Annotated in this window: 16 protein-coding genes; 8 read left to right on the forward strand and 8 right to left on the reverse strand. The window is 39.4% G+C overall.

Annotated elements, in window-relative coordinates:
• Nucleotides 1–62: 62 nt before the first annotated feature.
• Nucleotides 63–578, forward strand: a complete 516-nt coding sequence (locus tag ACULLG_RS09695; protein ID WP_452126595.1) for a hypothetical protein — start codon at nucleotides 63–65, stop codon at nucleotides 576–578.
• A gap of 5 nt (nucleotides 579–583) precedes the next feature.
• On the opposite strand, the gene xerD is transcribed toward ACULLG_RS09695, so the two are convergent.
• Nucleotides 584–1,480 carry a site-specific tyrosine recombinase XerD gene (xerD, locus tag ACULLG_RS09700; protein ID WP_452126596.1) on the reverse strand — a complete coding sequence of 299 codons (897 nt, stop codon included), beginning with the start codon at nucleotides 1,478–1,480 and terminating at the stop codon, nucleotides 584–586.
• A 217-nt stretch (nucleotides 1,481–1,697) separates the two neighbouring features.
• Between xerD and ACULLG_RS09705 the strand changes: the two genes are divergently transcribed.
• From ACULLG_RS09705 to aroQ, 4 genes are all read left to right on the forward strand, one after another.
• The gene (locus ACULLG_RS09705; protein WP_452126597.1) at nucleotides 1,698–2,210 is read left to right on the forward strand and encodes a hypothetical protein; all 513 of its coding nucleotides are present in this window, start codon (nucleotides 1,698–1,700) and stop codon (nucleotides 2,208–2,210) included.
• Nucleotides 2,211–2,322: 112 nt separating this feature from the next.
• Nucleotides 2,323–2,787, forward strand: a complete 465-nt coding sequence (locus ACULLG_RS09710) for a hypothetical protein (RefSeq protein WP_452126598.1) — start codon at nucleotides 2,323–2,325, stop codon at nucleotides 2,785–2,787.
• Between the two features lie 221 nt (nucleotides 2,788–3,008).
• On the forward strand, nucleotides 3,009–3,518 hold the full coding sequence (locus ACULLG_RS09715) for an outer membrane beta-barrel protein (protein WP_452126599.1): 510 nt from the start codon (nucleotides 3,009–3,011) through the stop codon (nucleotides 3,516–3,518).
• Between the two features lie 82 nt (nucleotides 3,519–3,600).
• Complete coding sequence (gene aroQ, locus ACULLG_RS09720) at nucleotides 3,601–4,017, forward strand: type II 3-dehydroquinate dehydratase (RefSeq protein WP_452126600.1); 417 nt, start codon at nucleotides 3,601–3,603, stop codon at nucleotides 4,015–4,017.
• Here the strand turns inward: aroQ and ACULLG_RS09725 are convergent.
• The 7 genes from ACULLG_RS09725 to ACULLG_RS09755 form a co-directional block, all read right to left on the reverse strand.
• Nucleotides 4,014–4,292: a DUF3817 domain-containing protein gene (locus tag ACULLG_RS09725; protein WP_452126601.1), complete on the reverse strand. Its 279-nt coding sequence runs from the start codon at nucleotides 4,290–4,292 to the stop codon at nucleotides 4,014–4,016. The genes aroQ and ACULLG_RS09725 overlap by 4 nt on opposite strands.
• A gap of 3 nt (nucleotides 4,293–4,295) precedes the next feature.
• Nucleotides 4,296–5,687, reverse strand: a complete 1,392-nt coding sequence (lpdA, locus tag ACULLG_RS09730) for a dihydrolipoyl dehydrogenase (RefSeq protein ID WP_452126602.1) — start codon at nucleotides 5,685–5,687, stop codon at nucleotides 4,296–4,298.
• Nucleotides 5,688–5,786: 99 nt separating this feature from the next.
• The gene (locus ACULLG_RS09735) at nucleotides 5,787–6,323 is read right to left on the reverse strand and encodes a DUF1572 family protein (RefSeq protein WP_452126603.1); all 537 of its coding nucleotides are present in this window, start codon (nucleotides 6,321–6,323) and stop codon (nucleotides 5,787–5,789) included.
• The gene (gene msrB, locus ACULLG_RS09740; RefSeq protein WP_452126604.1) at nucleotides 6,320–6,727 is read right to left on the reverse strand and encodes a peptide-methionine (R)-S-oxide reductase MsrB; all 408 of its coding nucleotides are present in this window, start codon (nucleotides 6,725–6,727) and stop codon (nucleotides 6,320–6,322) included. Before msrB (ACULLG_RS09740) ends, ACULLG_RS09735 begins: the two co-directional genes overlap by 4 nt.
• On the reverse strand, nucleotides 6,728–7,480 hold the full coding sequence (locus ACULLG_RS09745; protein WP_452126605.1) for a DUF6090 family protein: 753 nt from the start codon (nucleotides 7,478–7,480) through the stop codon (nucleotides 6,728–6,730). It abuts the gene before it with no gap.
• A 62-nt stretch (nucleotides 7,481–7,542) separates the two neighbouring features.
• Nucleotides 7,543–8,040 carry a peptide-methionine (R)-S-oxide reductase MsrB gene (gene msrB, locus ACULLG_RS09750; RefSeq protein WP_452126606.1) on the reverse strand — a complete coding sequence of 166 codons (498 nt, stop codon included), beginning with the start codon at nucleotides 8,038–8,040 and terminating at the stop codon, nucleotides 7,543–7,545.
• Between the two features lie 110 nt (nucleotides 8,041–8,150).
• On the reverse strand, nucleotides 8,151–8,729 hold the full coding sequence (locus ACULLG_RS09755; protein ID WP_452126607.1) for a collagen-like protein: 579 nt from the start codon (nucleotides 8,727–8,729) through the stop codon (nucleotides 8,151–8,153).
• 168 nt (nucleotides 8,730–8,897) lie between these two features.
• Between ACULLG_RS09755 and ACULLG_RS09760 the strand changes: the two genes are divergently transcribed.
• From ACULLG_RS09760 to glgB, 3 genes are read left to right on the forward strand one after another with little or no spacing between them, the layout of a single operon-like run.
• A complete protein-coding gene (locus tag ACULLG_RS09760) occupies nucleotides 8,898–10,838 on the forward strand; it encodes an alpha-1,4-glucan--maltose-1-phosphate maltosyltransferase (RefSeq protein ID WP_452126608.1) in 1,941 nt (646 codons plus the stop codon).
• Nucleotides 10,775–12,463 (forward strand): trehalose synthase, encoded by a 1,689-nt coding sequence (locus ACULLG_RS09765; protein WP_452126609.1) that lies wholly within the window; start codon nucleotides 10,775–10,777, stop codon nucleotides 12,461–12,463. The genes ACULLG_RS09760 and ACULLG_RS09765 overlap by 64 nt, the downstream gene beginning before the upstream one ends.
• Nucleotides 12,456–14,351 carry a 1,4-alpha-glucan branching protein GlgB gene (glgB, locus tag ACULLG_RS09770; protein WP_452126610.1) on the forward strand — a complete coding sequence of 632 codons (1,896 nt, stop codon included), beginning with the start codon at nucleotides 12,456–12,458 and terminating at the stop codon, nucleotides 14,349–14,351. Before ACULLG_RS09765 ends, glgB begins: the two co-directional genes overlap by 8 nt.
• Nucleotides 14,352–14,411: the final 60 nt, after the last annotated feature.

The raw sequence follows: 14,411 nt of genomic DNA on the forward strand, positions 1-14,411 counted from the left end.
AGTTTAGCAAAAATTGTACTGGCCGAAAGATTGATATGGTAACTTGAAGCAAATATTTAACCATGTCGAAATCGGTACCTATATTAATTTTGATGTTCTTGTTGACACTTTCCAATAAGAGTACCGCACAGATTTCCAATAGTTCTTCAGCAACAAGAGAAACGCCAATTTATATTGATGGTTTTGACTATCCTAGCTTTGACCCAGTTTCCAACTATGCATGGTTCAAAATCCATTTTCCATTGGGTGAAACCACGGATTTGATTATCGGAGGAGACCATTTCCGCACCTATTTTGCAGATAGGATTATGTTTTCGACCTCGTTGAAACAGTTTGTTTCGAAAAGGATTTTTTTTAATGGAGGACATTCATGGGAGTTCGATTTATTGAATGAGGGCCAAGGATACCCAAATCCCATACCAAGAAGGGAAATGTTCATAGGAGCAGGATATGATGTCAAACCAAATTTACTGATGGAAGCCAAATTGATTACTCCTCTGGGTGATCCTAAATTCGATAAAATCGGATTTGACGGAGCTAGAACCCGCTTGGAATTTGGCACAAGACTGAAATTTTAGCAACTTCATTTTCTTGGATGATAGGTTTGTAACACATCTGCAAGATGTTTACGGTTCACGTGCATATAAATTTCCGTGGTGGTGATACTGGAATGCCCCAACATTTGTTGAATGGCCCTCAAATCGGCGCCGTTTTCCAATAAATGGGTAGCGAAAGAATGTCGGAAAGTGTGTGGGCTGATATTTTTTTTCAACCCAATTTTTTCAGCGAGCCTTTTTATGATTGTAAATATCATGGCTCTGGTAAGCTGTTTTCCCCTGCGATTGAGAAAAAGAAAATCTTGGTGCTCCTTTTGGATGGGTAAATGAACTCGTATTTCATTCCTATAAATGTTGATGTATTTTTTGTTTATGGAGCTGATGGGAACAAAACGTTGCTTGTTTCCTTTACCCGTTACCTTTACAAAATCCTCATCAAAATATAGATCGGAAAGCTTTAGGCCTATCAATTCTGATACACGAAGTCCACAACCATATAAAGTTTCCAAAATAGCACGATTACGTTCTCCTTCGGGTTTTGACAGGTCAATGGCGCCAATGAGGTCGTTTATTTCATCAATGGACAAGGTGTCGGGTAGTTTTCTCCCAATTTTAGGAGTCTCGATTAAATCCATCGGGTTGTCTGGTCGGTAATCCTCAAAGACCAAATAGTTAAAGAAACCTTTCAAGCAAGAAATGGCTCTGGCCTGCGAGCGCGGGTTCACCGTTTTGGCTATTTCATAGACAAAGGCTTGGATGGTTTCTTGTTGAATTTGAACGGGTGACTCCCCATTTTCGAAAGAAACAAGGTAATTTATCAATTTTTGAAGGTCTTGTGCATAGCTGGAAATGGAGTTATCGGAAAGACCACGCTCTATCTTTAAATAATGTTGGTAATCCTGTAAGGCCTGCTCCCAATTCATTGTTTAAAGATAGCCACAAATATTTTTGTGCTGTTGGTCAAAATATGGTGTTTGGTCAATTGATATGGCACTTTGGTCAAGTTTGCCTAGACCCCAAAAGTGAATTTGGATAGATTCACAACCTGTTTCTGACTAATTGTTGTGACAGTTGATTTTGACCATACGGAATACTTTATTGGTTCAGGTTACGTTTACTTTTAGGTAAAATTTAACAATTATGAAGAAAATAGTACTAACGATCATTACTGTATTTGTGTTATGCGTTTCACTATCGGCCCAAGATAGAAGCAATATTAAAGCAGGATTAAATGCAGGTATTCCGGTTGGGGATGCTGCGGACATATCCAGTTTTAGTATTGGATTGGATTTCAATTATCACTGGGGTGTTTCCGAATTACTGGATGCAGGCTTTGCCACTGGTTTTATCAATGCTTTTGGAGATACTGCAGAAGCTTCAGGTGGAGGTGTTATTGTTCAAACAGAGTTTGAGGATTTTCAATTTCTTCCTTTGGCCGCCTCAGTTCGAATATACCCGACCTATAGCTTTAAGTTAGGAGTCGATGCCGGATATGCGGTTGGAATCAATGCTGGCAACGAAGGGGGCTTGTATTACAGACCCATTGTGGGATACAATATTACGGGCAACACCGAATTAAATGTGTCTTACATTGGTGTAAGCAATAACGGTACATTTTCAATTGCTACCGTTGGTATTTTGTTCTTGTTCTAGCACAATTTCCTAGGAGACGGCAAATACAGTTTTATGAGTTGGTTAAAGTAACGTTTTGGTCATTGGGCCAAAACACCCAAATCAGTAATTAATAACCATAAATACTCATAAAATGAAAAAATTACTATTTGCATCTGCCCTTCTCTTATTATTTGCAATTACATGTAAGGCTCAAACAAATTATAAATTTGCCCTTGGCCTAGGTGTTGACACCGCATTGGAGGGGGCTACCTTTGTTGGTGCAACCGCAAAATATTTTTTTACTTCCAATCATGTGGGACAAGCGGATTTGGGATTCGAGGATAATGCAACCATAATTACGGCCTTGTACTCGTATCACAAACAAATTAGTGGTGCCTCGGGGCTAAGATGGTATGCAGGAGCTGGTCCAAGTATTATTTTGGTTGATGGTTTTGATAATGTTTTTGCTTTACGACCACATTTAGGATTGGATTTTAAAATCAATGGGGTGCCATTTGTGGCTAATTTCGACTGGCGACCTTCAATTGTGTTTAGTGATGGTTTTGATAATGAAGTTGGCGCATTTGGTTTTGGATTGCAATTTGCATTTAAATAGGCGTCAAACATAAAGCTATATATTAAGGCAGGTATTTTCCTGCCTTTTTTAATTGACTACGATGGATATTTGAATCGCGTCATTTTGAGTTCCTTTCGAGATAGATTTTGGTGTAAAATCCCAGATGTATCGGATTTATATAATAAAAACATTTTAATTTTCCTACAACATTAAAAATTATGCTCATGGTATATTTGTAGTCTTAACTAAACATATTCATCATGAGAAAATTATTTGTTTCAGCATTATTTTTAGCTGGTTTCGTTTTAACAACCCAAGGGCAAGAAGGCTTTGCGGTCAAAGCAGGTTTCAATAACGTATCAATGAGCGTTGATACGGGGGATGCCTTTTTTGGTGACGTAAGTGACAGCGAACTTGGATTTTACGTCGGTGGTGGCTACAACTTTGAAGCTTCCGAGGAGATTGACATTGAGCCATCTGTTTTATTAAGCGTTGTTGATGATCTAACTTCCTTGTATATCCCGGTGATGGTAAAATATAACGTTTCCGATAAATTCAACATTCAAGCTGGACCACAGATCAACTACCTATTGGAAGATCTTCCAGATGGAGAATTTGGATTGGATATTGCCGTTGGAGGAGGTTTCCAAATTGACGACAACTGGTTTGTGGAAGCCCGATATGGACTGCAGGTCTCAAGAGGAGGAGATTTTGGAGATGTTGTCGACATCAACACCTTGACCGCTGGCGTTGGTTATAGATTTAACTAAAAATTCCAAATAGATTATTTATTGGCGGAAGTAAATTGCTTCCGCTTTTTTTATGCCTCAAAATTATTGGTACTTTTAGCTTATGAAACTGATGATTATCAACGGCCCCAACCTGAACCTTCTAGGCAAACGCGAGCCAGAAGTATATGGGAATACTACTTTCGAGGACTATTTTTCCGAATTGCAACAAAAATTTCCACAAGTGGAACTGGAATATTTTCAATCCAATATTGAAGGGGAATTGATAGACAAAATCCAGGAAGTCGGCTTTGAATATGATGGCATTGTTTTAAATGCCGCATCTTACACACATACCTCCGTTGGTATCGGTGATGCAGTTAAAGCCATAAACACCCCGCTTGTTGAAGTGCACATTTCGAATACGCATAAAAGGGAGGATTTTAGACATGTTTCCTACATTTCTTCGGGTGCCAAAGGAGTGATTTTGGGATTTGGCCTGCAGAGCTATGATTTGGCGATTTGTAGTTTTATCAACTAGACTACTTTCAAATATTTCTTATCCACATAAAAAGTTCCAAATGGTAGGAGGGATGCAATAAAAAGTACACTAAACCTTTTGAAGCCCCATTTATGTTTCCAGCAAAAAATTACAGCAATGGCAACATATGCGATAAACAATACTCCGTGTATATAGCCTACAATCTTATTGGGTTCTAAAATATCTGCCCAGTATTTAAGAGGCATGGTAAATCCAAACAACAAAAGATAGGAGATTCCTTCCAATATAGCCGTTGACCTAAATAATCTGAGCATGGGCTATAAATGGATTACTTCATCATAAGCATCGGCAACGGCCTCCATCACGGCTTCACTCATGGTTGGGTGTGGATGAACCGATTTCAATACTTCATGCCCGGTGGTTTCCAATTTTCGGGCAACCACTGCTTCGGCAATCATGTCGGTAACACCGACACCGATCATATGACAACCTAACCACTCACCGTATTTGGCATCGAAAATTACTTTTACAAAACCATCAGGAGTTCCAGAAGCTTTTGCTTTTCCACTTGCTGAAAAAGGAAATTTACCTACTTTGATATCATAACCTTGTTCTTTGGCTTGTTTCTCTGTAAGGCCAACAGAAGCTACCTCAGGTACACAATAGGTGCATCCTGGAATATTTCCGTAGTCCAGTGCTTCCACATGCATTCCAGCTATTTTTTCAACACAAAGAATACCTTCGGCAGAGGCAACATGGGCCAACGCCTGTCCGGGAGTAACATCCCCAATGGCATAATATCCTGGAATATTTGTTTGGTAGTAATCGTTCACCAAAATTTTATCCCTATCCACAGCGATTCCAACATCTTCCAAACCAATATTTTCAATGTTGGTCTTGATTCCCACAGCCGAAAGCAAAATGTCAGCTTCCAATACTTCTTCTCCTTTAGAAGTTTTAACGGTTGCTTTAACACCATCACCAGAAGTATCCACATGGGTAACTTCGGCGGAAGTCTTTATTTTTACACCAGCTTTTTTAAAGCTTCTTTCCAATTGTTTGGAAACATCTTCATCTTCAATAGGAACAATGTTGGGCAAATACTCTACAACGGTGACCTCTGTGCCCATAGAATTATAGAAATAGGCAAACTCAATTCCAATGGCACCACTCCCAACAACAATCATTTTCTTGGGTTGTTTTTCAAGGGACATAGCTTCACGATAGCCGATTACCTTTTTACCATCTTGTGGAAGACTTGGTAATTCTCTGCTTCTTGCACCGGTAGCAATAATAATATGGTCGGCGGAGTACTCAGCTGGATCGCCATGTTCTCCTTTGACCAATACTTTTTTGCCGGGTTGTATTTTTCCAAAACCGTTGAGAACTTCGATTTTGTTCTTTTTCATCAAAAACTGGATGCCCTTACTCATTCCATCGGCTACCCCTCTACTTCTTTTGATTACGGCATCAAAGTCGTGCTCTACTTTTTTGGCGCTCAAACCATAATCCTCGGCGTGTTTTAAGTATTCAAATACTTGAGCAGACTTCAGAAGTGCTTTGGTAGGGATACATCCCCAATTAAGACATACACCTCCCAAACTTTCCTTTTCCACAATGGCTGTTTTGAATCCAAGTTGTGCGGCTCTAATTGCCGTTACATATCCACCAGGACCACTACCCAAAACAATTACATCGAAGTTGCTCATTAGTTTTTGATTTTAGTTGTTAAAAATGAAGTGCAAAAGTACGCAAATATGACAGCAAATACCAAGATTTGAATGCGTAGAAATGTTATCGTGGAGAATTCAAGAATTGGAATTTCCGAACATTTTTTTATTGAACGCTTCAGAACCTCCTTTGGGAACCGAAAGTGAAACCCAATCTTGACCTCTTAGCATTTTTCCCAGGAATGCAATTTGCCCTACATGACTTGCATAATGTGCCAATTGTCGGTTTATGGCCTCAACTATGGTATGTTCTTGGGCCCTTATCTTGATTTTGGAATCGAAATTTGAAGAATTTAAGCTTTCCAATGCATCAAATAGACATTTCCACCCCTTTTCCCATGCTTCCAACATTGCTGCTTTTGATTTATATTCACCTTCAAACTCCATTTCCCTGTTACGCCATGTTTTTTCACCGTCCTCGGTAAGGAAGTTGGTCCAACGACTTAACATATTTCCGACCATATGCTTCACAATAATGGCCAAAGAGTTGTCCGTTTCCATGTATTTCCAATGTATCTCTTCCTCCGACAGTTGGGCAAACGTCTTGTCTCCCATTGTTTTATATCGCCGGAACTCAAATTGGACACTTTTTAGATAATTTTCTTGGAATTTCATTTTTGTTCTGGGTCAAATCCGATACTTACTGAATTGATGCAATAGCGCTGTCCTGTAGTTTCTTGCGGACCATCATTAAAAACATGCCCCAAATGGCCACCACAATTGGAACAGACCGTTTCTGTACGAATCATGCCGTGGGAGGTATCCCTGATATATTCAATGGCACCCTCAACGGCTTGGTCAAATGATGGCCAGCCGCAACCACTTTCAAATTTGTTGTCACTATTAAAAAGTTTTGCATTACAGGCCCTGCAATGGTAATCCCCATTTTCAAAATGAAGGTTGTACTCACCGGTATGGGGCCTTTCGGTACCTTTTTGGCGCAATACATAATATTCTTCTGGGGAGAGCTTTTCTCTCCATTCGGCATCCGTTTTTTCGATATCGTATTTTTTGTCCATTTATATTTTATTTAATTCTTTTTCAACCAAATCTGTACAAGATTCAACAACATCTTTCAAATAACCTAAGGTGCTATTAATTCTACTTAGGTTGTCTTGTGCAATTTTAATTCGGTCTACCAGTTCGGGTTGTTTTAGAAAACTTTCACTATCCACGGGCCTGCTTACCAATTTCCAACTTTTATCTGGTAATTGTATCGAAATTCTTTTCCACAAGGCGTTATGGAGGTCCAGTTTATATCGTTTGTTGTACTCGAACCTATCCACTGAATTAAAGAATCTTTCCACTCGCGGAAAATGGTGTTCATAAAAAGTGATAAGCCCTTGCCTTGTAGAATCATTGGAAATTTTATCCAATCCCACTGATTTTATCGCTTCATATCCACCTCTATTATAGTTAAACGATGCTCCAAGCGACATTTTATTGTAAGCTTTGAGCAAGACGGTATCGGGATAAGTTGCGTCGGAAGCCACCATTTGCAATAATTCTTGAATACCTTCTTTTTTTTGGGACATCCTAAAATTAATTATCTCATAAATTTCCCGATCAGATTCCAATGCGCTGAGAACCTCTTTAAGCATGGTTTTTTCAAAATTCCTGTCCAATCTGTTTTGGTTCCAATTGTTGATTTGCAGTGCAATCAAAATACCAATTACCACAAGGATAATCTCACCAAATGCGTAAAGTAAATATTTGGAAATCCGGTTTTCTGAAAGTAATCGTTTCCGAATTTTTCTAAAGAAATTGATCATGGTCGGTTATTTTGAGCTTTTGATTCCCCAAGATAGCAAATACCACAATTTGATTGCCATTTTCAATCGGGAATAAAATCCAAAGCTACACCGTTGATGCAATGTCTTTTTCCGGTGGTATTTTGAGGGCCATCATTAAAAACATGGCCCAAATGGCCTCCACAAGTAGCACAGTGTTCCTCAGTTCTTGGATAACCTATTTTATAATCCACATCGTAGGCAACATTACCTTCAATTTCCCTGTCAAAACTTGGCCAACCCGTTCCTGAATCAAATTTATATTCACTTCTAAACAATGGGGTGGCACAGGCGGCACATACATAGGTGCCTTTTTCTTTATTGTCGAGCAAATCACTTGTAAAGGCATTCTCCGTAGCGGCTTTCCGAAGGACATAATACTCCATATCCGTAAGTTCAGCTCTCCATTGAGCGTCTGTTTTGGTAATGGCGTAGGTGACTTCATTTTCCTGTTCTTCTTTGGATTTTTGCTTTTCCTCCTGGGAAACACCTTTGCATCCAGAGAGAATTAAAACAACAATTAAAAGCAACTTTTTCACCATGACATCATTTTTTTAAAATAGACGTTTTTTGTTGCACCACCTTTCAAAAATAGGCCAAAAAAAATCCCACCGAAACACGGTAGGATTTTAAGTTAGCATTTTTGAGGGATTTAATCCATTTTTATTTTTTTGACGTCACTTTCCTTGATGCCCAAAGCCCCCATCACGTTTGCCACATTTGAAGTGTCCATTTTAGACCCATTCGCAAATACACTTGGAACAAAAACAATCCTAAAGGATTGATTATCTGTAAAAGCGGTATCTATTGCGGAGAGGTCAAAATTACCATCAATAAACAGTTCCAGGTCCACAAATGTATGGGCCATTACATATTGAATGGTGCCTTCTGGCAAAAAGAAACTTTGGGGAATCTGGCTCCAGGCATCAGCAGTGCTGCCATCATCTAAGTCAATGGTGCCATCAAAACGATATACCAGAACAGCATCGGATTCAAAGACTTCAAAATCGGTAACATCGCTGAAGGTAATTAATGAGGTAAATATATTGCCGCTTGCATCATAGTCGAAATTGACCCCGTCAACCTCAACTACCTGTCCTTGAATACCATCCTGACCGTCAAGGCCATCCAATCCGTCGCGGCCATCAAATCCTGGAGGGCCCTCGGGACCTTCACATGAGGCTGTAAATAGTATGATAAATATGCCAATAATAGTACTAAGCTTATTCATGATTTTTGAATTTTGATTTGTATATATTTCGTTTGTTTTTGTAACAAAATCAAAAAGCGTTCCATAAATTTTTTTACTATAACGATTGCGGGAAGAATAATGCGTCAAGCGCTGTTAAATTGTAGGTTTAATTTCTATATTTATAACAACGACTAACTCAACTCAACTATGTACAGGCAACAGCGGGTGGTTATTGACAACATCGCACCACAACTGGAATCCGGTGAATTTTTTATCAAACGAACTCTTGGAGAAAGTGTTCTGGTAACCGCCGATATTCTTCCAGATGGACATGACGTGATGCAGGCCGAGCTGCTTTACATGCATGAGGGCCAAAAAAAATATGCCGAAGCGCGCATGGAACATCTGGGCAACGATGTATACCAAGCTTCATTCCAAGTTGAAAAACAAGGGTTTTATTCCTACAAAGTTAGGGGCTGGGTGGATTACGCCCTTAATTGGCAACATGGAGTTGAGGCTAAACTGTCGGACGGACAGCATCTTAAAAGCGAACTTCTGGATGGCGTGCAGTACCTTAAGTTTTTGGTTAAAAAAGTTGGAACGAAAGATAAACAAGGTCTAAATGAATGGATTTCCAAGTTTGAAGATGAATCAAGCTATATTGAGGCTGTAAATTTTGCTGTGTCCGATACATTGAAGAAACTGTTTCTAAAGTATCCCCAACGCATTTTGGCCAATGAAAGCAAAGAATTGCAGGTATATGTGGACCGTAAAAAAGCAAATTTCAGCACATGGTATGAATTTTTTCCACGTTCTTCCTCCCCAAAAGAGGGTGAACATGGAACTTTCACGGATTGTGAGAAGTTGTTGCCGCGCATTGCAAAAATGGGCTTTGACACCCTTTATTTTCCACCAATCCATCCCATTGGCGAGGTAAACCGAAAAGGAAAAAACAACACTGTGGACGCCAAAGAAGGTGATTCGGGCGTGCCATGGGGAATTGGCTCAAAACATGGAGGCCACAAGTCCATCCATCCGGAACTGGGAACAGAAAAAGATTTTAAAAAGCTGGTGAAAAAGGCGGATGAAATGGGTATTGAGATAGCAATGGACCTTGCCTTTCAAGCTGCACCGGACCATCCCTATGTTTCTGAACATCCAGAATGGTTTAGGAAACGACCTGATGGAACGATTCAATATGCCGAAAATCCCCCAAAAAAGTATCAGGACATCGTTAATTTTTATTTTGAAACAAAAGATTACAAAGCCCTGTGGGACGAACTTTTAAGTGTAGTGATACATTGGGTAAATATTGGTGTAAAGGTTTTTCGGGTGGACAATCCCCATACCAAACCCTATTATTTCTGGCATTGGCTGATTGCCGAGGTGAAAAAAGAGCATCCGGACATCCTGTTTTTGGCGGAGGCATTTTCAAGACCAAAGGTGATGCAGCAATTGGCCAAACAAGGATTTTCACAGTCTTATACGTATTTTACCTGGAGAGTTAGCAAGCACGAACTTATTGAATATGTTACAGAGCTCACCCAAACCGAAATGCGGGAGTATTATCGACCAAATTTTTGGCCAAATACTCCTGATATTAATCCATATCACCTACAAGGTGCCAATGAATCCATGCATTTGATACGGTATGCGTTGGCGGCAACCTTAAGCGGTAACTTGGGCATTTACGGACCCATATTTGAATATATGATTACCGACGCTATGCCTGGAAAAGAAGAATATCTGGATTGTGAAAAATATGAAATACGACATTGGGATTGGTCTGTTGAGAATGGCCTTACCCACTTCATTGGAGTAATAAATGGAGCACGTCATAAGCACGAGGCACTTCAACAGACCAATAATATTAGATTTTGTAATGTTGAAAATGAGAATTTACTGGCATTTTACAAATGGAACGAAGACAAAACCAATGAAATGCTGATTGTGATAAGTCTTGATTCCCATCATATGCAACAAGGGACGGTTCAAGTTCCGTTGCACGCGCTCGGAATTCAGCATGGACAGGGATTACGGATTAAGGACGAGATTACCCAAAATAAATATCATTGGTATGATGAATGGAATTTTGTGGAGTTGCACCCCAATGTGCCTTTCCATTTGTTTCACATAATAAAGGATTAAAACAAACTAGTTTGAAACCACCTTACAAATTCAATATCGCATGGGAACAGCTGTTAGAGGACAACAGCTTTACCGATGTATTTTTGTCAACCATTTTACAAGATTACGTGGTTAGACAACGATGGTATGGTGGAAAATCGAGCAAGCTAAAATATATTGAACTTCAAGAGCATTTTAAGATTCAACAACACGGAGAGGTTTACTATGGGCTTATTTTGGAGATAAACTTCGAAGAAGCTTTTTACCAACATTATTTTCTTCCAATAGCTTTTGTTTCTGATGAAAATTTTGCCAAAAAAGATAGAATTCTGCCCTTAACGCTTAATGGTCAAGAAGGCTTTATAATTGACGCTCTAAATCTGGAAGCCTTTAGAAAATTGGTCTTTGAACGATTGATCACAGCAGAACCTAACGATACTACCAGGGTCAGATACCATAAAAGCATAAATTTTACCGATACCGAGTATACTTCTTCCCGTTTCATGGGACTGGAGCAAAGCAATACCTCAATCATCATGAACGACAAATACGTAATCAAGTTTTTTAGGCGTATTTATGCCGATAAGAACCCTGATTATGAGATGAGCCGTTTTCTTTCAGAAAAAAAGGAGTTCAAAAACACCCCGGCCTATATGGGGAGTTTAAGCATTATTGATTCTGATAATGCCAATATCACCATAGCCCTAATGCAACAGCTTGTACCCAACGATGGTGATGCTTGGGAATTTATGCTAAAGGAAATAGATGACATTTTTCAGTGTTTGGAACGCAAAAAACTGGATGTAAACTCCCTTCCTCAAGTAGAATTATTCAAAAGATTACAAATAGCGGATGTCCCTCCACAAATAATCGACTGGGCTGGCTTGAATATATTTTTAAAACTTCAGACTCTTGCCCAAAGAACTGCCGAAATGCATGTAGCGCTGGGTTCTGAATTTGAGGATACCGCATTTACCCCGGAACATTTTAATGGGGATTATGAGGTCTGGCTTAAAAACCGATTGCTTTATCAATTTCAAAACCGATTGAACACGGTCGAAAACAACATAAGTCGTCTCACAGGAATGTCAGAAGAGCTCGCTCGGGAGTTTTTAGAGCGAAAGAATGAGATTAGAAAACGCTTTATTAATTTCGACTGGACAAAACTGAAAGGGGAGCGTTTGCGCGTGCATGGAGATTACCATTTGGGCCAGGTTTTGGTGAAGGATGAAGATTTCTACCTGCTCGATTTTGAAGGCGAACCCGAAAGCACTATCCGGGATAGAAAGGTAAAACAGCCTCCTTTAAAGGATGTCGCAGGTATTTTTAGGTCGTTTCATTATGCCATTTATGCGACAATTTTCAATAATGAGAATAAATATCCCTATTCCCAAGAACAACTCTTCCATGCCGGGGAAATCTTGTATGCTTACTTTATAAATGTTTTTTATGGCACTTATGTAGACCTTATTCAAGAAAACAATATTAATATTGGGTATGCCCAGGAGCGTATTTTTCTTTTAGAATATTGTATGCTTGAAAAAGCCGTTTACGAACTGGGATATGAAATGAATTCAAGACCCCTTTGGGCAGTAATACCACTTCGTGGTATTATGAGTATAATCAACAAAAAATACGATGGCTGAAGTTATTGCACATAGTCTTTTCACCGATTTTGATATTGACCTTTTTAAATCAGGAAAGCATTTTAGGCTCTATGAAAAGCTAGGTTCCCACCTAACGGATATCAATGGAACAAAGGGTACCTATTTTGCAGTTTGGGCTCCCTCCGCCAAATCGGTTTCTGTTGTCGGAGATTTTAATCACTGGAATTCTAAGGAGCACAAATTATTGGTGCGTTGGGATGAAAGTGGTATCTGGGAAGGATTTATTCCGGGAGTCGATAAAGGAAGTAAATATAAGTACAAAATTCAGTCCCATAATAACGAAATTTGGACGGAAAAAGCAGACCCTTTTGCCAGATTTTGCGAACATCCTCCCAACACAGCTTCAATGGTTTGGGATGCCCCTTACCAATGGAAGGATAAAAAATGGATGGAAACCCGCGAGGAAAAAAATGGTTTGGACAAACCTTATTCCGTTTACGAAGTGCACTTGGGATCTTGGAAAAAAAAGAACGGCAACGAATTTCTTTCCTATGTAGAAATGGCGGATGAATTGGTGAACTATGTTGCGGATATGGGATTCACTCATGTGGAATTTATGCCGATAATGGAGTATCCTTATGACCCTTCATGGGGATATCAGCTAACCGGTTACTTTGCGCCAACTTCTCGATTCGGAAAACCAGAGGATTTTAAACTGTTGGTGGATAAATTCCACGAAAAGGGAATAGGGGTGATTTTGGATTGGGTTCCTTCTCATTTTCCGGAGGATGCCCATGGACTTGGATTTTTTGATGGATCTCATCTGTACGAACATCCAGATAGAAGAAGGGGGTATCATCCAGATTGGAAAAGCTTGATTTTTAATTATGGTAGAAATGAGGTTCGGGCTTTTTTGATCAGTAATGCGGTTTTTTGGTTAGATCAGTTTCACGTGGATGGGCTGCGAGTTGATGCTGTTGCTTCCATGTTGTATTTGGATTATTCAAGGGAAGATGGGGAATGGGAACCCAACATATATGGAGGTAATGAAAATTTGGAGGCCATGTCATTCCTTCGTGAAATGAACCAGGAGGTTTACGGAAGTTTTAATGGGGTACAGACTATTGCAGAAGAATCAACCGCATTTTCGGGAGTTTCCAAACCGGTTGATCTGGGAGGACTTGGTTTCGGTATGAAATGGATGATGGGATGGATGCACGATACGCTGGAATTTTTCAAGAAAGAGCCCATCCATAGATCTTACGATTTAAATACGATAACCTTCAGCATGACGTATGCCTTTACCGAAAACTTTATGTTACCTTTTTCCCATGATGAGGTGGTCTATGGCAAACAATCACTTTTGTATCGAATGCCAGGTGATGAATGGCAGCGTTTTGCGAACTTAAGACTATTGTTTGGATATATGTTTACCCACCCAGGGACCAATCTGTTGTTTATGGGAGCGGAATTCGGTCAATCATCAGAATGGGATTTTCAAGAGAGTTTGGATTGGCATTTGACCCAATATGATTTCCACTCGGGAATTCAAGAAGTAATCAAAGATTTAAACAAAGTCTATAAAAACAATCCAGCACTTTACGAAAAGCAGTTCAGTCCAGAAAGTTTCCAGTGGATAGAGCACAACGACCAAGAAAATTCAGTAATAACATATCTCAGAAAGGGAGATGACCCTAAAGATGATATAGTTGTCGCTTGCAATTTTACACCGGTTCCAAGAGAGAATTATAGAGTTGGAGTTCCAAAAACCACGCAATTAAAATTACTTTTCAATAGTGATGATGCAAAATATGCTGGAAGCGGAAAAGGTAAAAAAACAATAAAGCCTTCCAAGACCAAATGGAATGGTTTTGACCAGTCCGTTTTAATGACATTACCACCTTTGGGAGTTGTTATCTACAGATAGATGGTTAATTACAACGTTGTAGTTGAGTTGTTATAAACATCGCTTTAATTTGTCGTCCTA

It is taken from the genome of Flagellimonas sp. 2504JD1-5 (assembly GCF_053618295.1).